Genomic DNA, 19,287 nt, shown 5'->3' with positions numbered 1-19,287 from the left:
GCCGCGGTGACGGCTGGAGAACAGGTCGGCCAGGAACAGCTGCTGCCCGCTCCGGCCGGTCTCCTGCCGCGAGGTCGCGGGGCGGGCGCCGAGGGTGAGGGCGGCCTGCTTGCGGCTGTGTCCGGCTGACGCACGAAGCGGGTTGGACGCTTGAAGCAGGTCATGCGCTCTGCCCGCGCACCAGCATGCGCCCGCCGCGGAACGTGCCCTGGCCGAGCAAAGGGTTTGGGAGTTGGTCTCAGTCCGGGCGAGGGAACATGCGCTCGACGGCGGTCACGAGTGCGGCGCGGCGGGCGGTGACAGAGGGGTCCACGGCCTGGTCTGCGGCAGCGGCGGCGATTTCGGGCTGACCTGCCCAGGTCATGGCGATCTGGTTGATCAGGGCGAGGACGTCTACTGGGTCCCAGGCCGGGTCGAGCAACCCGATGCGCTGAGCGTCGCGGAGTTTTTCGATTTTGCCGGCAATCGTGGCCTGGAGGGGGCTGGTGGTGTTGTCTGCGGACTCGGCCAGTTCCAGGCGGCCCCATGTGATCAGGCGGTAGTGGTCCGGACGGGCCGCGAAGTGGTCGAAGAGGGTGCCGGCGTAACCGGGCAGGTCGGCCGGATCCAGCTGAGTCGCCTCGATGAGTGCGGTCGTCTCGCGTTCGGTGATGTGTGCGTAAAGGGCTTCCTTGCTGCGGAAGTAGGCGTAGACGCGCTCCTTGCTCGTCCTGGCCTGCTTGGCGATGCGGTCCACGCGGGCGCCGGCGATCCGTACAGCCTGCCGAACGGGAGACCCTCGCTGCAGTGGGCGCTGCGCTGACGATCTGTGCGGATGATGTGGCGTGATAGCTCACGGCGGCGCGGACGCCGTCGGGAGCCCCGGGTGGGCCTGGGCCCCTCGCGCCCTCCCGGCGGGGGATTCATTTCTGCTGCGGGTCGGTGAGGGCTGGTCGCGCACACGCGGCGGTAGCCGCAGATCGAAGCAGGCCCGCGCCCCCCTTCCGGGGCGGCGTGCCGTCCGCCGCTTACTCCCCAGGGAGTAATCCGCAGCCGCCGTCACCCCCGGCAGTACGCGTCACCTCGCCCTCCCGCCCGACGAAAGCCGTGGTTCTCACCGGAAGTCTGGGGACCGAAGCAGACGTCACCCGGAGGGAGATCGGTCGATGAGGGCCGGAGAGACAACCACGACGAGGACGGGGCGCGGGCGAGCCGTTCCATGGGCGGTGCTCGGGCTGTGGATTGCGGTGATCGCACTCGTCGGGCCGTTCGCGGCGAAGCTCGCCGACGTGCAGCACGACAAGGTCACCGACTACCTGCCGGCGAGCGCGGACTCGACGCAAGCGGCGAAGATCGAGGAGAAGTTGCCCGGTGGAGAGACCACCGAGATGGTGCTCGTCTACCACCGGGACGGCGGGCTCAGCGCCGCCGACCGGAAGACCGCGGCCGGGCAGGTCGCGGAGATCGCCCGACAGCACGAGCTGATCGGCGGTGCTCCCCAGGGGATTCCGTCCAAGGACGGCACGACCCTGATGTACCCGATCGCCAGCAACGAGCCCGGGGCTAACGAGGAGCAGCAGGACAAGCTCGTCAACGACGTCCGCGAAGTCGCCCGGGACGAGGGCGGGTTGAGCGTCGATGTGGGCGGCACCGGCGCGCTGGCCACCGACTCCGGCGCGGTCTACGACTCGCTCGGCGGACCGCTGCTCTACACCACCGTCGCCGTCGTCGCCGTACTGCTGATCCTGATCTACCGCAGCCCCGTGCTGTGGCTCGTGCCCCTCGTCGTCGCCGGGATCGCCGACTACATGTCGATGGGCGTCGCCTACGGCCTCAACCAGGCCTTCGGCACGACCGTCTCGGGGCAGAGTTCGGGTGTGATGACGATCCTCGTGTTCGGGGCCGGCACGGACTACGCGCTGCTGCTCATCTCGCGCTACCGGGAGGAGCTGCGGCGCATCGAGCGACCGTACGAGGCCATGGTCACCGCCCTGCGCGGCTGCGGGCCCGCCGTGCTCGCCTCCTCCGGCACCGTCGCCGCCGGCCTGCTGTGCCTGCTCGCCGCCGACCTCAACAGCAGCCGCGGCATGGGCCCGCTCGGCGCCGTCGGTGTGCTGTGCGCGCTGATCGCGATGATCACCCTGCTTCCTGCCGTCCTCGTACTGGTCGGACGGCGGGTGTTCTGGCCGCTCGTGCCCGCCTTCGGGAGCACGCCCAAGCAGCGGCGGAGCCTGTTCTCGGCGATGGGCAGCTCTGCCGGACGCAGGCCGCTGACCGTACTCGCGAGCGGTGCCGTACTGCTCGGCGCCCTCGCCCTCGGCTCACTCAACCTGCCGGGACCGCTCAAGCAGGAGGACTCCTTCGTCGAGAAGCCGGAGGCCGTCGTCGCGATGGAGACCCTTGCCAAGGCCTATCCCGGGCAGGGCAGCCAGCCCATCGACGTGATCACCCCGCAGGGGCGCGCCGACGAGACCCTCGCGACCGTCCGCGGCACACCAGGCGTGGGCAGCGCGGAGAAGGGGCGTACGGGAGACGGCTGGACCGAGATCGCCGTCTTCGCGAAGAGCGCACCCCAGTCGGCGGAGGAGACCGTCACCATCAAGTCCCTGCGCAACGAACTGAAGGGCTCCTACGTCGGCGGGGACAGCGCCCAGCAGATCGACCTGGAGGTCACCAACGCCCGGGACACGAAGATCGTCGTACCGCTCGTCCTCGTCTTCGTGATGCTCATCCTGATCGGGCTGCTGCGGAGTCTGGTCGCACCGCTGCTCCTGGTGGTCGCGGTCGTCGCGGTGTGGGGCGCCTCCCTCGGGATCGGCGGACTGGTCTTCGAACCGCTCCTCGGCCTCAAGGGCACCGATCCGGGGCTCGGACTGCTGTCCTTCGTGTTCCTGGTCGCCCTCGGCGTCGACTACGGCATCTTCCTCATGCACCGGATGAGGGAGGAGTCCCTGGCGGGAGCGGAACCGGCCACGGCGGCACTGACCGCACTGCGCACCACCGGCGGCGTCATCGCCTCCGCCGGACTCGTCCTCGCCGCGACCTTCGCCGTGCTGATGAACATGGGCCTGGTGCAGCTGGTCCAGCTCGGCTTCGTGATCGCCGTCGGCGTCCTGCTCGACACCTTCCTCGTACGGACGTACCTGGTGACCAGTGCCAGCGTCGCCCTGCGCCGGAAGGTGTGGTGGCCGGGCGGGCTCTCACGGCAGCCCGGGCCGGCCGAACGGGCCGGGTCGAGCGGAAGGGGCGGACCGACCGAGCCGCCCCGGCAGCCGGAGACCGTCAGTGCACCCTGAGCACGCTGATCGTGCACCTTGATCCGGCGGGCCCGCCCGGGCGCCTCTGCTTCCGCAGGGGCGCCCGGGTTCCCGTACGAGTACCGGAAGATGGAGCCGTGGAAGAACGGGCAACGACCACAGGGGTACGCGACCGGTCGGCGGCGGAGACGGCGGCCGGTGGCGGCGGGCGGTCCCGTCGCGGCGAGCGCATCATGTCCGCCATCAACCGAGAACCGCTGACCGCACCGCACCGCACCGCACCGCACCCGCAACGACGCGGTCCTCGCCCTGTGCGTCGCCGTGCCCTGCAGCGCGACCAGGCCGAGGATTTCGGCATCCGAACGCTGACCGAGGAGAGGGATGGCGAATCTGAACGCCCAGACGACCTGGATTGACGCACGTGAAAGACTGCCGCGGGACGGTGTACCGGTGGCAGCGGCGATCACAGGCCGGTACCCAGCTGACAGCCCTGAGTCCGTGAACGCGGTGGACGAGGCGTTCTGGCTGGTGAGGCCGATGTACTTCACGGCTCGGCACTTCAGTGAGGACGGAACGGAACACCGGGACTGCTTCGTCGACTCTGACGGATATGTCCGCCTGCCCTACGGTCTTGCCGACGATGACACGGTGACTCACTGGGCTGAGCTGCCCGCTCTGCCGGGCAGGACGACACACCTCGTTCTCGGGGAAGACGTGCAACCGGCGCTCCAGGATGCGTGGCGCGTTCGCCCTGGCACCTGACACACATCCCGTTTGGGGCACTTACTGATCATTTCGGGATGAAGTTCGGATTCGCCGCAAGCAGATGATGCTGCAGGCGAGTTCGAGCAGGCCCCTGATGGAGGTCAGCGCGTCGCTCGTAGCGGATGCGGAGTCGCTTGAATTGATGCAGCCAGGCGAAGGCGCGCTCTTGTCAGCGAGCCGGTGGGGTGAGGGTGGTGCGGTCGAACGGGCCACCGTGTGAGGCGGCGTAGGCGACGGCCTCGTTGACGGCGTTGAGGCCGAACGACCGGACCCGTTCGGTGCCGAGGTCCAGGCTGCCCGAGGCGAGAAGCCGGATGATGCCGACGTTCGCTGTACGCGGGTACATCCACTGGCCGCGCACGGTGATCGAGTTGCGCATGATCCATGGGTACGGGAGGGCGAGGTCGTCGCCGCCGAGCATGCCGACGCCGCCCATGAGAACGACGCGGCCGTATTCGCGCACAGTCATGGCTGCCGTGCGCACTGCCGAGCTGGGTGCGCTCGGCGGTAGCAGGTCGATCACCATGTCGATCGGGCCGTCGGCCGCCGCGGACATCGCCGCGCGGTCGCCGGCCTCGTCCCCGGTGAGCGGAACCGGGCGCACGAGCGGACCGAACCGATCGGCGAGGAGGTCGAGCGCGGCCTGGTTGCGGCCGGGGGCGACCACGCGGCCCGCCCCCATGGCAAGCGCCACCGCAACCGCACTGCTGCCGAGGTTGCCGGTGGCCCCGTTGACGAGCAGCGTCTCACCGGCTGCGAGCCCCCCGGCCAGCAGCCCGCCGTAAGGGATGACGTGCACGCCGAGCGCGGCCCAGCGGGCCGGGTCCCCCGCCGCTGCGGGGAGCGGGAAGACGTTCTCCGTCGGGACCCGCATGAGCTCGGCGAACGACCCGTCGTGCAGGTACCGGGCGAGGCGCGCGCCGCCCTCGCCGCGGGAACTCCAGCCCTGGAGCGTGATGTCGGGCGTCAGGACGTCATCACGTGAGCGCACCGTCGAGTCGCACCACACCAGGTCGCCGGGGCGCAGTCGAGTGGCGTCGGGGCCCACGTGGACGACCCGTCCCACGCCGCCGACCCCAGGCACGACGGGAGGGACCAGGGGATAGTTCCGCTCGCCGCTGAAGACCTCAGCCGCGTAGGGCGCCACGCCGGCGGCGAGGACCTCGACCACCACCTCGCCGCCGTCGGCCTCGGGGTCGGGAACCTCCCGCACCGTGAGCGGGGCACCGAACTGCGTCAGAACTGCTGCTCGCACGTGATGACCTCCGTGTTCGTCCGTGTTCGTCGGGATCGACACTAGGAAATCGGCGGGCATGCGGGAAGCGACGATCAAGCATCTGTGGTATGCGTATCTCGCATGGACATCTCCAGCACAGGTCTACGGGTCCTGCGGCAGATCGCCGAGTCCGGCAGCTTCACCGCAGCAGCCACCCGGCTCGGCTACACACAGTCGGCGGTCTCACGCCAGGCCGCCGCCCTCGAACGAAGCGCGGGCACCGCCCTGTTCGAACGCCGCCCTGACGGAGTGCGACTCACCCCCGCGGGTCTGACTCTGTTGCGCCACGCTCGCACGATCCTGGACTGTCTGACGGCGGCCGAGCGCGACCTCACCGGCACCGTCTCGCGTACCGAACTGGTGCGGCTCGGACTGTTCCTGAGCGCGGGCGCGGCCATCCTGCCTCTCTCACTCACCCGCCTCGCGGCTACCGACCCGCAGATCACGGTCACGACTACCGAGGGCACCACGCCCTCCCTGGTCCGGGCACTGCGCGCGGGCTCGATCGACCTTGCCGTGCTGACGTCCCGCCCGCCCCATCGGCCTTTGGACGGCGAGTCGCCGCGCCTGCACGTCGAGACCGTTATGGACACCGAACTCGTCGTGGCGGCGCCTTCGACCGGAGAGTTCGCCGGCCGCACCGCGGTGCACGTCGACGAATTGATCGACGCCCCGTGGATCGCCGCCCCGGCGTCGAACGCCGAGCCACTGCTCGGCGTCTGGCCTGGCCTGCCCGGACGGCCGGACATCGTCCACTGCGCGCGCGACTGGCTGACGAAGCTTCAGCTGGTCGCCGGCGGCTTCGGGGTGACAACGGTGCCCTCGCGGCTCTCGCCGGTGCTGCCGCCCGGGGTGAGCCTGCTGCACGTCGAAGGCGCACCTCCCGAGATCCGCCGGGTTCTCGTGGCGCGGCTCCCCGGCCGCCCCACCCCGGCGATCACGGCCGTCACCCGAGCAATTGCCTCGGCCACCTGACACGTGCCCTGCCCGACCACCCGCGGCACCCCGTGCTGGAGCAGGACGGCACCCTGCGCACCGGCGCCGAAGCGGCCTAACGGACCGGAACTGGACCTGGCCGACCACCCGGGCGGCACCCGGATCATCGTCCGGCGCGCGCGCCCACATCCCGGCGCCCAGTGTCCTTGTCCGATCGCGGCGAGGGCATGCGTCACCAGGTCTTCCTCACCGACACCCCCACGGCGAAGGCTCCCTGCAGCATCTGGAGGTTCGCCACCGTGCGCACGCCCGCGTCGAGGACCGCATCCGGTGCGGCAAGAACACCGGTCTCGGCCGCTTCTCCTCCCGCCACTTCGCCGTCAACGCCGCCTGGCTGGAGCTGACGCTGACCGCCGTCGACCTACTCGCCTGTGATCCACGCCCGTACGCGGCCCGCAGCGCCGCCACCGCCTGCTCGTAGGTGTCAGCCTGGGTGTCGATGGTCAGCTGCACACCGGGCCCGGCTCCTTGGCGGAGTCGGCGCTGTCCTGCAATGGGCACCATCGCCAACTCCCACCACCCCAACCACACCGTGCAGACCCGGGCCCTGCACGCCTACCTGCGCCGGCGCAACGCCAACGCCCGCCACCGCGACGTCCTGGCCACCGAACGCAAAGAACGTGCCCGCGTCCGCAGCGAGAAAGGCATCCGCTGGGGTGGCCGGCCCCGGTCAGCGGCGGCCTGCGTCGGCTGGAAGGCGAGTCACCGAAATCGCTCGGTAGCGTTTGCCCGATATCGTTCCAGTACGCCAATGGACAGTGCCGATGCGGCCATCAGCCCGAACACGATCGAGCTCGAACCACCGCCGTGGTCCCGCTCCCAGACACGGAATCCGACCAGCAGGACAACGACTCCGAACAGCACGACCTGTATCCACCTGATAGCCACGGCCCGCTGGCTGTGGCCACCAGCGTCGCCGTCTCTTTTGCGCACCGGGACTCCTCCGCTCCTTCAGTGCACCGACTGTAGTGGCGCCGAGAGCCATCAGTAGGGCCCAACCCGGTGAACCTTCGCGGCCACAGCGCTCGCTCACTAGGCTGTGACGGTGACCGGAACCGAACTGGACGAGTTGATCGTGGCCGACAGCGCGGCGCTGCGCGCGTGGCTGATGGACAACCACACCGCCTCTCCCGGCGTGTGGCTCGCCCTGACCAGGAAGGGCGGCTCCGTCACCACGCTGACCTGGCAGCAGGCCGTCGACGAGGCACTGTGCTTCGGCTGGATCGACGGGCAGGCCCGCAAGCGCGATGAGGAGAGCTCTTGGAGGCGGTTCACCCCGCGCCGGCCCCGCAGCGTCTGGTCCCAACGCAACGTCGCCAACGTGGCCCGATTGGAGGCGGCCGGCCTGATGCTGGCCGCCGGCCGCACCGCGGTGGACGCCGCGAAGGCCGACGGGCGGTGGACGGCCGCCTATGCGCCGCCGTCGGAAGCGGAGGTGCCGGCCGACCTGCGAGCCGCGATCGCCGACGACCCAGCGGCGCAGGCGATGTTCGAGGTGCTCACCAAGGCCAACCGCTTCTCCCTCATCACCCGGGTCAATGCCGTCAAGCGGGCCGACACGCGCACCCGGAAGATCGCCGAGTTCGTGGCGATGCTGGCGCGGCACGAGACGATCCACCCTCAGCGAGCCAGGCCCACGAACCCGCCGACGTCGTGACCGTGGTGAGCTGGTCGTGAGTCTGACGGTCGCCACTTGGGTTGCCTTGTGTAACTGGGTGGTGACCACTGGTGTTTGAGGTGTGTGCCGGTGGGATGGGCGACAACAGGCTGCCGCCGCTGGTGCTGCCCGCAACGAAGGCATCGCCGTCTGCTTCCGGCACTCCCCCGACGTCGAGGTCCTGTTGGACGACGGCTACCCGGGCCTGAGCCGCGACCGCCGCGGGCAAGCGATCACGCCGCCGAGAAAACCCCGGCCGGGAGCATGGCCCGGCAGAGCCGAACATTGGGAAGGCGACCGCCACGGACACTCGTCCGACCGCATCACCGTCGAACACGCCCTCGCTGATCACAAATGCTGGAAGCAACTGGCCGAAGTCGGCTGCAAGGCGTCATCTGGGCGCGATCACCGCGCAGCAGACCGACCTCACGGACCTCGGCGTCAACGCGCTGACTACGGCGGAGCGCGGCCGGCCGCTGTCCGCCACCTCGGTGTTCAACAGCACCGGCACAGTCGACGCCGTACGCCCCACGACTACTCCCCAAAGAGGACCCCCGCCGGGATGTCCTCCTCGCGTCCCGCCGATATGGGTCCGGCTGCCGACGCGGCGCGGCCCTCCTCGCTCCTAGCGTCGGTCGGGCCCAGCCGGGCGGAACGTACGGACTCGAGGAGCACCCCCATGCCTACCACGCCAGTGATCGAACTGCGCGACGTGAGCCGCCGCTACGACGCAGCCTTCGAGGGGCCGCCCGCCCTGCAGGGCGCCTCCCTGACCGTGCAGGCCGGTGAGGCCGTCGCGATTCTCGGGCCGTCGGGCAGCGGCAAGTCCACACTGCTCAATCTGATCGCGGGCCTTGACCGGCCGGACGCGGGGACGGTCACTGTGGACGGCGTACGGGTCGACGGGCTCGGTGAAGCGGCGGCGGCACGCTTCCGGCGGGCCAAGATCGGGATGGTGTTCCAGTTCTTCCATCTGCTCGACGATCTGACCGTCGCCGACAATGTGGTGCTGCCCGCCCAGCTGGCCGGCATGGCGCGCGGTGCGGCGTACCGGCGGGCGGCGGAGCTTCTGGAGAGCCTGGGCATCGACCGGCATGCCCGCGCCTATCCCGGCCGGCTCTCGGGTGGTGAGCGGCAGCGCGTCGCGGTGGCAAGGGCGTTGATGAACCGGCCGCCGCTGCTGCTGGCCGACGAGCCGACCGGGGCCCTGGACTCGGCGTCCGGCGAGGACGTCAGCGAGCTGCTGCGCGAGCTGCATGCCGACGGCCAGACCGTCGTCCTGGTCACCCACGATGTGGCCCTGGCCCAGGCGTGCACGACCCGCACGATCCGCCTCGGCGACGGCAGGATCGCCGCCGACTCCCCTGTGGAGGCGGTCCGTTGAGCGCCGAACGCCGAAAGTCGCTGCGCGGTCGGGCGGGCGCCCTGAGCCGTGTCGTCCGCTCCGGAGTGGGGCGGCGGCGCGTGCAGACCGTGGTGATCGCGCTCGCCGCGCTGATTGCCGTGGCCTCGTCCGTGCTCGCCGGGTCACTGCTCGTGGCGTCCAGCGGGCCGTTCGACGCTGCCTTCGCGCGACAGGACGGTGCGCATCTGTCCGTGCAGTACGCGCCGGGCACCAGCGACGCCGAACTGCGGGCCACTGGCAGCGCTGCCGGGGTGAGCGCCGCGGCGGGTCCTTTCCGTACGACGACGCTCACCCCGCGCTTCTCCGACGGCTTCCCCGAGCCGCCGATGACCGTGGTCGGACGGGCCGAGCCGGGCGGAACCGTCGACCGCCTCGCCCTGACCGCGGGCCGATGGGCCACCGGCCAGGGCGAAATCGTGCTACCGGCCGACGGCTGGAGCGCGTCCGTCATCGGCCGGCAGGTCGCCTTCCCCGATCTGCCCGGCTCACCGGCCCTCAAGGTGGTCGGTGCCGCCCGCTCCGCGACCGGCACCGCCGAGGCCTGGGTCACCCCGGCCCAGATCACCGCCCTCACCCCGCACGGGCAGGCGAACGGCCGCCAGATGCTGTACCGCTTCACCGCGGCGAACACCGCCGCCCAGGTCGCGGCCGGCCGCAAGGCGGTTACCGCACAGCTTCCCGCGAAGGCGGTCGCCGGATCCCAGTCATGGCTCACCGTGCAGCAGAGCGCCGAGCGCGACACCGCGCTCTACATCCCCTTCCTGGTGGCGTTCGGCGTGCTCGGTCTGGTCATGTCGGTGCTCATCGTGGGCAATGTGGTCGCAACCACCGTCGGCTCGTCCACCCGCCGGATCGGCATCCTCAAGGCGATCGGTTTCACTCCCGCCCAGGTCGTACGCGCCTACCTGGGCCAGGCCCTGCTGCCGACGCTCGCGGGCACGGCGCTCGGCGTGGTGACGGGTCATCTCCTTGCCGTCCCGATCCTGTCCGACGCCGAAGAGGCGTACGGCACAAGCAGGTTGGGGGTGGAGCCGTGGGTGGACGCGGCCGTGATCGCCGGGGTGCTCGGCCTGGTCGCCGCGACCGCGTGCGCTGCCGCTTGGCGGGCGGGCCGGCTCCGTACCGTCGACGCGCTCGCCACGGGCCGCGCCCAGCAAGCAGGCCGCGGCCGGTGGGCGGCTCGCCTGGCGGCACGGATGCCCGTGTCCCGCCCGATCGCGCTCGGTCTGACGCGACCCTTCGCGAGGCCCGCCCGCGCCTTGGCCATGGGGGCGGCGATCGTGTTCGGCGCCGTCGCCGTCACCTTCACGGTGGGCCTCGGCTCCTCTCTCGGAGAAGTGATGAAGGCCCGGGACCATGACACCGCGGATGTCACCATCGGCGTCCTGCGTCCTCCGCTGCCGGACGAGGAGAAGCCGCGGGCCGACCCGAGCAAAGTGATCGGCCAACAGCCCGGCACCCGTGCGCAGTTCGGCACGGCCACCACTTCGGCGACCGTGGCCGGGGTCTCTGGTTCGACCCGGGTCACCGCGTTCACCGGTGATGCCTCGTGGGCCGGGTACGCGATGGTCGGCGGACGCTGGCTGGCCAGGCCGGGCGAGGCCGTGGTGCCGACCGGTTTCCTGACCGCGACCGGACGGCATGTGGGTGACCTCGTCACGCTCAACGGGCATCGGACACCGGTCACGGTGCGGATCGTGGGCGAGGTGCTCGACCCCCGCTACGACGGCATGCAGGTGCTCACGGACGCCGCGACGCTCGTATCAGCCGATCCGGGTCTCGCGCCGACGGCCCATTACATCGCGGTCAAGTCCGGTACAGACGCGGCCAGTTATACGGACGCCCTGAACACGGACCTGCGCCCGCTGGGTCTGACCGCCGACGTGGGCGGCTCCGAGGACAGCAGCGAGATGGTCGTCACCCTCAACTCCCTGTCCGCACTGCTGACCCTGATGCTCGTCGCGGTGGCCGCCCTCGGCGTACTCAACGGTGTGCTCCTCGACACCCGTGAGCGGGTTCGTGAGGTGGGCATCCACAAGGCACTCGGCATGACGCCGCGCCAGACTACCGGCATGGTCCTCACCTCGGTCGTGCTGACCGGTCTCGCCGGCGGCGCCCTCGGCGTGCCCCTCGGCGTGGCACTGCACGGCTGGGTGATGCCCGCGATGGGCGACAGCGCGGGGCTGCGCCTGCCGGACACCGTGATCGCCGTCTATCAGGCGCCGGAGCTGGTGCTGCTCGGCGTGGGCGGGCTGGTCATCGCCGTTCTCGGCGCGCTGCTGCCGGCCCGGTGGGCGGCCCGGATGCGGACGGCTGCCGCCTTGCGCACGGAGTAGACCCACCACCGGCAACCGCCAGGCACGATGCTGAGCGAGCCTTCCGCCGTCGAGTACGAAGACGCACCGCCGGAAGTCCCGAGCGCCCCGGTCTGGAGACCGGGGCGCTCGTGCTGGGCGCACATCGGGCGGCTGCACGCCCCTGGCCTGCCCCTGAGCCGACCCCGAGATGGCTCTGGCAGACAGGGGTGGCCGCGACCCGCTGAGGGATGACGGGAGCGTTCAGAACTCCTTGACGCTTGTCTCGTACCCCGCCCCATACCGAGACCAACGTCCGCCTCACCACGTAGGACACGGTCTAAGGACTCCTAACAAAGGGGGTGGACTTGACCTCGTCAGAGGTCGGTGTCGCGCACGAGGCGGCCGGGTGTCGGGACGCAGTCAGCCCGCGTACTCGCACGCGATAGACCTGGCGACGTCGGCGGTCATCCCTGGGATACTGGTCGCCCATGGATGAGGTCGAAGTCGTCGTCGCCCATTCCGAGCGCGCGACCCTGCGCGTCGGTGACGTGTTCTTGAAGGTGGACGCCGATCAGGCGCGCATCGACGTCGAGGTCGAGGCGATGGCCTTGGTGCCGGTCCCGACTCCGAAGGTCTTGTGGCGCAAGCCACCCGTGCTCGCGATCGCCACTGTCCCGGGGACGGTGCTCGGCCGTCTCGGTGAGCCGTCGACCGCGTCGTCGGCTGCGTGGGCCGCGGCGGGCGCCGCCATCCGGAAACTGCACGATGCGCCGTTGCCGCCCTGGCCCGGCCGGCGCCGCCGGAGTCCCGACGAGTTGGCGGCTGAACTCGACGGCGAGTGCGAGTTGCTCGTGACGAGCGGCGTCCTGCCCGCAGATCTGGTCACCCGCAACCGCCAGGTCGCCGAGGCCGCGATCCGGCCGTGGACTCCGGTGTTCACGCACGGCGACCTGCAGATCGAGCACGTCTTTGTCGACGGCGACGAGGTCACCGGCATCATCGACTGGTCCGAGGCGGGCCGGGGTGATGCCCTGTTCGATCTCGCCACCTTGACGCTCGGACACGAGGGGCACCTCGACGACGTCATCGCCGGTTATGGCACCGACGTCGACCGCGAAGTGATCCGTGCGTGGTGATCGCTACGAAGCCTGCTGGGGGTTCGCTGGCTGGTCGAGCACGGCTTCGACCCGTCCGCGCCGGGCTGCGAGGTCGACGTGCTGAGATCCCGGATGTGAGGCTGCACGAGCCCGACTGCTGCAAGTGCGTTCTGACGCATCGAGCAGGCCATCCCCGGGGCAGCATCGCCGGCCCGACCTCAACAACGTGCGGTGCGCAGTCGCCGCCAGAGATCAGGCCCGCTTCACCGGCGTGGGTGCGGGGCGGCTCGGCCGCCAGGCCGTCGTCGTCCGGTCCACGTCGTCACCGCGCCGAGCACCAGCTGGCGCATCCTGCACGCCCCGGCCCCGAGACGCGGGTGCCGTACGCGAACCGGACTGGTCGCCAACCGCACCCGGACAGACAAGGGAGGCACCGCGTCAGCACCGAGCAGCCGGGCGTGGAGCGTACGGCCAGGAGCCGGCCCGCATCACCCACCGGCGTGCTGTACCTGGTCGCCACGGCCGCGTTCCTCGGCGTCGGGGTCGCCCCGGACGCCGCCGGCTGGGCGGTCGTGGTCGACCGCAACCGCACCGGCCTGCTCGTCCAACCCTGGGCCTTGGTCGTCCCTCGCGCGGCAGTGCGGCCGCCGAGCTCTCGGTGGAGACCCCTTTGTCCCGGGGCCGATGCCGTGCACAATGCACGGGACCCCGCCCCACGGGCGGCGGAGGTCCTGAGGAGGACGTGTCATGGTCACCGTCTGGTGGCTGCCGGTGGCGGCGTTGGCCGGTGCCGGTACGGCCGCGCTGCTGACGCTCATACGGTCGCGCCGCACCGCTGCAGCCCGGGTGGCGCAGCTGGCCCAGCTGGAACAGCTGGTGGAGCGCCGGGCGGAGCAGGTGACCGCGCTCAGTCACGAGTTGCGCACCCCGCTCAGCATGGTCAAGGGTGCGGTGGATCTGCTGCGGGAAGGGACCCCGGGTCCGCTGACCGCGGCGCAGGAGCGGTTGCTGCAGGTCGCGGACCATCAGTCCACGCAGGTCATCGGCTTGTGCGAGAGCCTGCTGATCCAGGCGAAGATCGAGGCGGGCCTGTTCACCCCCCGTATGGAGAAGGTGGACGTGTCGGTGGTGGCACGCGACGTCGTCACCGCGATGCGGCCGCTGTGCGCCCAGCGCGGGCAGCGGATCAGCTTGGACGTGCCCCAGGTGATGCCGCGCATCCCCGCGGACCCGATGCTGTTGACGCAGGCGCTGACGAACCTGCTGTCGAACGCGAGCCGGTTCACCACCACGGGGGGCAGCGTCGACGTCCGGGTCGCGCTCATAGACACCGGAGTCGCCGTGTACGTCACCGACGACGGCGCGGGCATGACGCGCGCCGAGCGGCACCGCCTGTTTCACCGCTTCGCCACCGGTCGGCCCCTGGCCGACGGGACCGGTCTCGGCCTCGTGATCACGAAGACCGTCGTGGAGCTGCACGGAGGGGAAATCATGGTGCACACCGCGTCCACCCGCGGGACGACGTTCCTGCTGACGCTGCCCGATACGTCATGACGGCTCCGGCAGACACGACGGCCGGGCCCACCGCGCTGGTGGTCGACGACGAGCCGCAGATGACGATCATCATCGAGTACGCCCTGCAGACTCAGGGGTTCACCGTGCTCACCGCGCATGACGGCGCCACCGCGCTGAACCTGCTGCGCACCCGTGCCGTCGACCTGGTCGTGCTGGACGTGATGATGCCGGCCATGGACGGGATCACGCTGTGCGGACGCATCCGGGCCCGGTCGGACGTGCCGGTCATGCTGCTCACCGCGCTGTCCCAGCACGAAGACGTCATCGTCGGCCTGGAGAACGGCGCGGACGACTACGTGACCAAGCCGTTCCATCCCCGTGAGGTGGCGCTGCGCGCCCAGGCACTGGTGCGCCGGCACCGCCGGGGCAGCGGCGCGGCGGTGCGAGTCGGCGGGCTGGTCATCGACCCGGTGGCGCAGTCGGCGACCCTGGGACGGCACCGGCTGGACCTGCCGTTCACGGAGTTCAAACTGCTGGCCCACCTGGCCAACCGGCGCGGTGTGCCGCAGTCCTGGCAGGACCTGCTGCGGGAGGTGTGGGGCGCCACGGACCTGCTGGGCGGACGGGACGTGGTCAAGTCCACGGTGTACCGGCTGCGCTCCCGGCTGGCGGGGGCGCCGGGCGGCTCGGCGTACATCCACACGCTGCGCGGGGTCGGCTATCTGATGCCGGACCTGCCGGTGGAGGCCCGCGACGGCGATCCGGCCGACGAGCCGGACGGGACGCCCGCTGGGTGACGGCGCTGTCACCGGGGATCACTCCGCCGTCACCGGCACCCCGTTCACACGCTCCTAATCTGGCCGAAACATCGCTCGGCCGAGCCGTCCCGGCTCGCATATGCGGAGGTCAACGTCGTGACAAAGGGAAGACGGTCGCGCCGCGGCACGGCACTGACGATGGCGCTGGCGGCTGTGGTCCTCGCCGCCGCGAGTGGTTGTGCGCGGGAAGCCGACGACGTCAGCGCCGCACAGGACGGCGGCGTGGTGCACGTCGCCTGCGGTGCGACGGAGGAGTGGTGCGCCGCCACCACCGAGCAGTTCGCCAAGACCAGCGGGGTGAAGGCCGACTTCGTCCGCCTCTCCAGCGGCGAGGCGCTGGCCCGGATCCAGGCCGGCAAGGACAACACCGAGTTCGACGTGTGGTACGGCGGGCCCGCTGACGGATACGCCGCCGCGGGCGCCATGGGCCTGCTGGAGCCCTATGCGTCGGCGAACGCGAAGGTCATCCCCGCCAAGTACAAGGACGCCTCCGGTCTGTGGACCGGCGTCTACGTCGGCGCGCTGGGCTTCTGCAGCAACGGAGAGCTGCTGAAGGAGAAGGGACTCAGCGCCCCGAAGTCCTGGGCCGACCTCCTCGACCCGAAGCTGAAGAAGGACATCGGCATCGCGCATCCGTCCACCTCGGGCACCGCGTACACGGCCCTGTGGACGCAGGTCCAGCTGGCCGGCGGCGACCAGGACGAGGCGCTGACGTACATGCGCCGGCTCCACCCGAACGTGCTGCAGTACACCAAGTCCGGCTCGGCGCCGGCGCAGATGACGGCCCGCGGCGAGGTCGCCGTCGGCGTGATCTTCTCCCACGACTGTGTGGCCACCAAGGAGGAGGGCTTCCCCGACCTCGAGGTGACCTTCCCGTCCGAGGGCACCGGCTACGAGACCGGCGGCGTCGCGCTGGTCAAGGGCGCGAAGAACCCGGTGAGCGCCAAGAAGTTCGTCGACTGGGCGCTGACCCCCGAGGCGCAGGAGATCGGCCCCCGAGTGAAGGCGTACCAGTTCCCGACCAACCCGAACGCCAAGGTGTCGGACAAGGTCGTCGACCTGGACAGTCTCAAGCTGGTGGACTACGACGCGGCCGCGGCCGGGGCGGCCAAGCCGGCTCTCACCAAGCGGTTCGACGAAGAAGTCGGGCAGGCGCCGAAGTCATGACCACGATGCTCTCCGGCCGCGGGCCGTCCACCTCGACGAAGGTGGCGGCCCCGCGGCGGCGCCGCCGGCCCGACCTGGGCGTCCGGATCCTGATCAGCGCCGTCGCCCTGCTGGTGGTGATCGGCGCGGTCGTGCCGCTGGTCGCGGTGCTCGCCACCGCCTTCTCGCCCGACGCGCTCCCGCGCTACGCCGAGTTCTTCACGTCGTGGGTCGACCTCGCCACCCTGCGCAACACCCTGGTGCTCGGCGCTCTCGTCGGCCTCTGCGGAACGGCGCTGGGCTTCCTGTTCGCGTTCGTCCAGGCCAGGCTCGATGTGCCGGGGAAGAAGATCCTGCACGTCATCGCCCTGATACCGATCGTCAGCCCGCCTTTCGCGGTCGCCACGGCCACCGTCGTGCTGTACGGCCGGCGCGGTGTCATCAGCCACGGCGTGTTCGGTGTGGAGTACGACATCTACGGCCTCGACGGGCTGGTGTTCGTGCTGTCGCTGTCGCTGTTCCCCGTGGCGTACCTGGGGCTGCTCGGCATGCTGCGGGGCTTGGACCCGGCGCTGGAGGAGGCGGCCATGAACATGGGCGCCTCGCGGTGGCGCATCCTGCGGACGCTGATACTGCCGCTGGTGGCACCCGGTCTGGTCGCGCCGTTCCTGCTGCTGTTCGTGGAGGCGATCGCCGACCTGGCCAACCCCTTGGTGCTCGGCGGGGACTACAGCGTCCTGGCCGGCCGCGCCTATCTGGCGGTCACCGGGGAGTACGACATCACCGGCGCCGCGGTCTACTGCGTGATCCTGCTCGTGCCGTCGCTGGCGATGTACTTCGGGCAGCGACGGTGGATGAACCGGAAGGTGCGCACGACGATCACCGGCCGTCCGTCCGGCAGCGTCCACCTGATCACCGGCTGGGCGCGGTGGCCCGTCTACGGGCTGGCGCTGCTGGCCGCCGCGGTGATCCTGAGTCTCTACGGCACGGTGATCGTCGGCTCGGTGACCCGGGTGTTCGGCGTCGACAACACGTTCACGCTGGACTACCTCAAGGAGGTCGTCGCCGGGGTCGGGGCCGAGGCGGTGCTGGACACGCTCCGGTTCGCGGCCATCGCAACGCCCGTCGCGGGCCTCGTCGGCCTGGTCATCGCCTGGCTGGTCGTACGGCACCTGGACCGCACGGCCTGGCTGCTCGACCTCGGCGGCACCCTGGGCGTCGCCGTTCCCGGCACCGTACTGGGCATCGGCTTCGTGCTGGCGTACCGGCCGGACCGGTGGATCGGCCCGGTGCACGCCTTCCCGAGCCTGGTGGGAGGCAGCGCCGTCGCCGGCGGCGCGGTCGCCATCGTCCTGGCGTACATCGTCCGCAGCGTCCCGGCGGGCCAGCGCACCGCGGTGGGCTCGCTCTCCCAGCTGCACCCCCACATCGAGCAGGCGTCGACGGACCTGGGGGCGAGTCCGCTGCAGACCTTCCGCCGGGTGACGCTTCCGCTGATCCGGCCCGCGCTGCTGACCGGTCTGAGCTACAGCTTCGCCCGCAGCATGACCTCCGTCTCGACGATCGTCCTGCTGGTCACACCCGAGACGAAGATCATCACGTCCCAGGTCCTCAGCGCCGCCAGCACGGGCCGGTACGGCGTCGCCTTCGCCTACTGCACGGTGCTGACGACACTCGTGCTCATCGGTTTCGCCCTCATCCGCTTCGTCGTCGGCACCGGCGCCGCCCTGCAACGCACCGCCACCTCCGAAAGGCAGAAGACATGACCGCCGCCGCGCCCGAACTCATCACCGCGCCACCGCGCGAGGCCGACAGCGGACGCCTGCGGCTCGACGCCCTGACCAAGCGGTTCACCGGCCGCTCCGGCACCGTGACCGCCGTGGACAGCGTGTCCCTCGACGTCGAGCCCGGGGAGTTCATCACCCTGCTCGGCCCGTCGGGCTGCGGCAAGACCACCACCCTGCGCATGGTGGCCGGCTTCGAGGACTGCTCCAGCGGCAGCATCCTCCTCGACGGCAAGGCCATCGACGCCATGCCCCCGCAGCGCAGGCCCATGGCGATGGTGTTCCAGAGCTACGCGCTGTTCCCGCACCTGACCGTGGCGGAGAACATCGCCTACGGGATGCGACTGCAGCGGCGCACCCGCGACGACATCGCCACCAGCATGAGGATGGCCGTCACCAGCATGAACCTGGTCGGACTGGAGGACCGCAGCCCGCACGAGCTGTCCGGCGGCCAGCAGCAGCGCGTCGCACTGGCCCGCGCCCTGGTGGTGCAGCCGAAGGTCCTGCTGTTCGACGAGCCGCTGTCCAACCTGGACGCGAAGCTGCGCGACGCGATGCGGGCGGAGATCCGGCGCATCCAGAAGATGTTCGGCATCACCAGCATCTACGTCACGCACGACCAGGACGAGGCGATGAGCATGTCCGACCGGATCGTGGTGATGAACAAGGGAAGGGTGGAGCAGGCCGCCACGCCGGGCGAGATCTACGCCCGGCCGGCCAGTGTGTTCGTCGCCGACTTCATCGGCCGGGCGAACTTCCTGGAGGCGGCCCCCGAGCGGGTCGGCGGCGGACGCGCCACCGTGACCGTGCTGGGTCGGCAGCTCACCGTCGCCGCGCACCCCAAGGTGAGCGCCGACGCGGCCGCGTACCTGATGGTGCGGCCGGAGACAGTCAGCCTGTCCGCCGTCACCGACGGCGGCACCGGTATCGGCGCGGTGCTGCGCTCCACCTTCCACGGCGCCACGATCGACTACGAGGTGGAGACGACGGGCGGCACCATCACGGTCACCGAGCCGGGGGTCGACCCCCGGGAGGCGCTGGCCGAGGGCACCCCTGTCGACGTGACCTTCGACCCCGACCGGTCCTACCTGCTCACCCGGGACTAGGGCGTGTATCGAAAGTAGCGTCGTCCGCCCGAAGGGCGGGTCCGGCGGCGTCCGGTGCGTGCGATCGCAAGGCGGAGGGTCGCCCCGATACCGGTTGTATCGGGGTGATCCCGACAACGCGGCTGGGGGTCCCCCCTCTGGGGGAGTGCGTGCCAGACGCCGCCGGGAGGCGGGACTTTCGATACACGC

13 protein-coding genes and 4 pseudogenes are annotated in these 19,287 nt (G+C 70.8%); 14 read left to right on the top strand and 3 right to left on the bottom strand.

Annotated features, from left to right (window positions below):
- Positions 1–238: 238 nt before the first annotated feature.
- On the bottom strand, positions 239–736 hold the full coding sequence (locus ACN6LD_RS28715) for a TetR family transcriptional regulator (RefSeq protein WP_445044725.1): 498 nt from the start codon (positions 734–736) through the stop codon (positions 239–241).
- 409 nt (positions 737–1,145) lie between these two features.
- Between ACN6LD_RS28715 and ACN6LD_RS28710 the strand changes: the two genes are divergently transcribed.
- Positions 1,146–3,275 (top strand): MMPL family transporter, encoded by a 2,130-nt coding sequence (locus tag ACN6LD_RS28710; RefSeq protein ID WP_445044724.1) that lies wholly within the window; start codon positions 1,146–1,148, stop codon positions 3,273–3,275.
- A gap of 342 nt (positions 3,276–3,617) precedes the next feature.
- Complete coding sequence (locus tag ACN6LD_RS28705) at positions 3,618–3,998, top strand: AQJ64_40280 family protein (RefSeq protein WP_445044723.1); 381 nt, start codon at positions 3,618–3,620, stop codon at positions 3,996–3,998.
- 21 nt (positions 3,999–4,019) lie between these two features.
- Here ACN6LD_RS28705 and ACN6LD_RS28700 read toward each other — a convergent pair.
- Together ACN6LD_RS28700 and ACN6LD_RS28695 are read right to left on the bottom strand one after the other, a co-directional pair.
- Positions 4,020–4,167, bottom strand: a pseudogene (locus ACN6LD_RS28700) (IS5/IS1182 family transposase); the annotation flags it as partial.
- 3 nt (positions 4,168–4,170) lie between these two features.
- The gene (locus ACN6LD_RS28695; RefSeq protein ID WP_445044722.1) at positions 4,171–5,256 is read right to left on the bottom strand and encodes an alcohol dehydrogenase catalytic domain-containing protein; all 1,086 of its coding nucleotides are present in this window, start codon (positions 5,254–5,256) and stop codon (positions 4,171–4,173) included.
- 102 nt (positions 5,257–5,358) lie between these two features.
- Between ACN6LD_RS28695 and ACN6LD_RS28690 the strand changes: the two genes are divergently transcribed.
- From ACN6LD_RS28690 to ACN6LD_RS28635, 12 genes and pseudogenes are all read left to right on the top strand, one after another.
- Positions 5,359–6,252 carry a LysR family transcriptional regulator gene (locus ACN6LD_RS28690; RefSeq protein WP_319189693.1) on the top strand — a complete coding sequence of 298 codons (894 nt, stop codon included), beginning with the start codon at positions 5,359–5,361 and terminating at the stop codon, positions 6,250–6,252.
- A gap of 93 nt (positions 6,253–6,345) precedes the next feature.
- A pseudogene (locus tag ACN6LD_RS28685) lies at positions 6,346–6,643 on the top strand (IS1380 family transposase); the annotation flags it as partial.
- A gap of 129 nt (positions 6,644–6,772) precedes the next feature.
- A pseudogene (locus tag ACN6LD_RS28680) lies at positions 6,773–6,955 on the top strand (IS630 family transposase); the annotation flags it as partial.
- A gap of 363 nt (positions 6,956–7,318) precedes the next feature.
- Positions 7,319–7,930, top strand: coding sequence for a YdeI/OmpD-associated family protein (locus ACN6LD_RS28675; RefSeq protein ID WP_445044721.1), 612 nt, complete (start codon positions 7,319–7,321; stop codon positions 7,928–7,930).
- 679 nt (positions 7,931–8,609) lie between these two features.
- Positions 8,610–9,314 carry an ABC transporter ATP-binding protein gene (locus ACN6LD_RS28670; RefSeq protein WP_445044720.1) on the top strand — a complete coding sequence of 235 codons (705 nt, stop codon included), beginning with the start codon at positions 8,610–8,612 and terminating at the stop codon, positions 9,312–9,314.
- Between the two features lie 80 nt (positions 9,315–9,394).
- On the top strand, positions 9,395–11,671 hold the full coding sequence (locus ACN6LD_RS28665; RefSeq protein ID WP_445044745.1) for an FtsX-like permease family protein: 2,277 nt from the start codon (positions 9,395–9,397) through the stop codon (positions 11,669–11,671).
- A 449-nt stretch (positions 11,672–12,120) separates the two neighbouring features.
- Positions 12,121–12,867 (top strand): annotated as a pseudogene (locus tag ACN6LD_RS28660) (phosphotransferase family protein).
- A gap of 609 nt (positions 12,868–13,476) precedes the next feature.
- The gene (locus ACN6LD_RS28655) at positions 13,477–14,283 is read left to right on the top strand and encodes a sensor histidine kinase (RefSeq protein ID WP_319189700.1); all 807 of its coding nucleotides are present in this window, start codon (positions 13,477–13,479) and stop codon (positions 14,281–14,283) included.
- Positions 14,280–15,041, top strand: a complete 762-nt coding sequence (locus tag ACN6LD_RS28650) for a response regulator transcription factor (protein ID WP_445044719.1) — start codon at positions 14,280–14,282, stop codon at positions 15,039–15,041. Before ACN6LD_RS28655 ends, ACN6LD_RS28650 begins: the two co-directional genes overlap by 4 nt.
- A gap of 117 nt (positions 15,042–15,158) precedes the next feature.
- The gene (locus ACN6LD_RS28645; protein WP_445044718.1) at positions 15,159–16,229 is read left to right on the top strand and encodes an ABC transporter substrate-binding protein; all 1,071 of its coding nucleotides are present in this window, start codon (positions 15,159–15,161) and stop codon (positions 16,227–16,229) included.
- Positions 16,226–17,974 (top strand): ABC transporter permease, encoded by a 1,749-nt coding sequence (locus ACN6LD_RS28640; RefSeq protein WP_445044717.1) that lies wholly within the window; start codon positions 16,226–16,228, stop codon positions 17,972–17,974. The genes ACN6LD_RS28645 and ACN6LD_RS28640 overlap by 4 nt, the downstream gene beginning before the upstream one ends.
- The gene (locus ACN6LD_RS28635) at positions 17,971–19,098 is read left to right on the top strand and encodes an ABC transporter ATP-binding protein (RefSeq protein ID WP_445044716.1); all 1,128 of its coding nucleotides are present in this window, start codon (positions 17,971–17,973) and stop codon (positions 19,096–19,098) included. Before ACN6LD_RS28640 ends, ACN6LD_RS28635 begins: the two co-directional genes overlap by 4 nt.
- Positions 19,099–19,287: the final 189 nt, after the last annotated feature.

The organism is Streptomyces sp. SAS_272, from assembly GCF_052543235.1.
The sequence above is the reverse complement of the archived record's forward strand: the minus strand, read 5'-3'. Positions and strand labels throughout refer to the sequence as shown.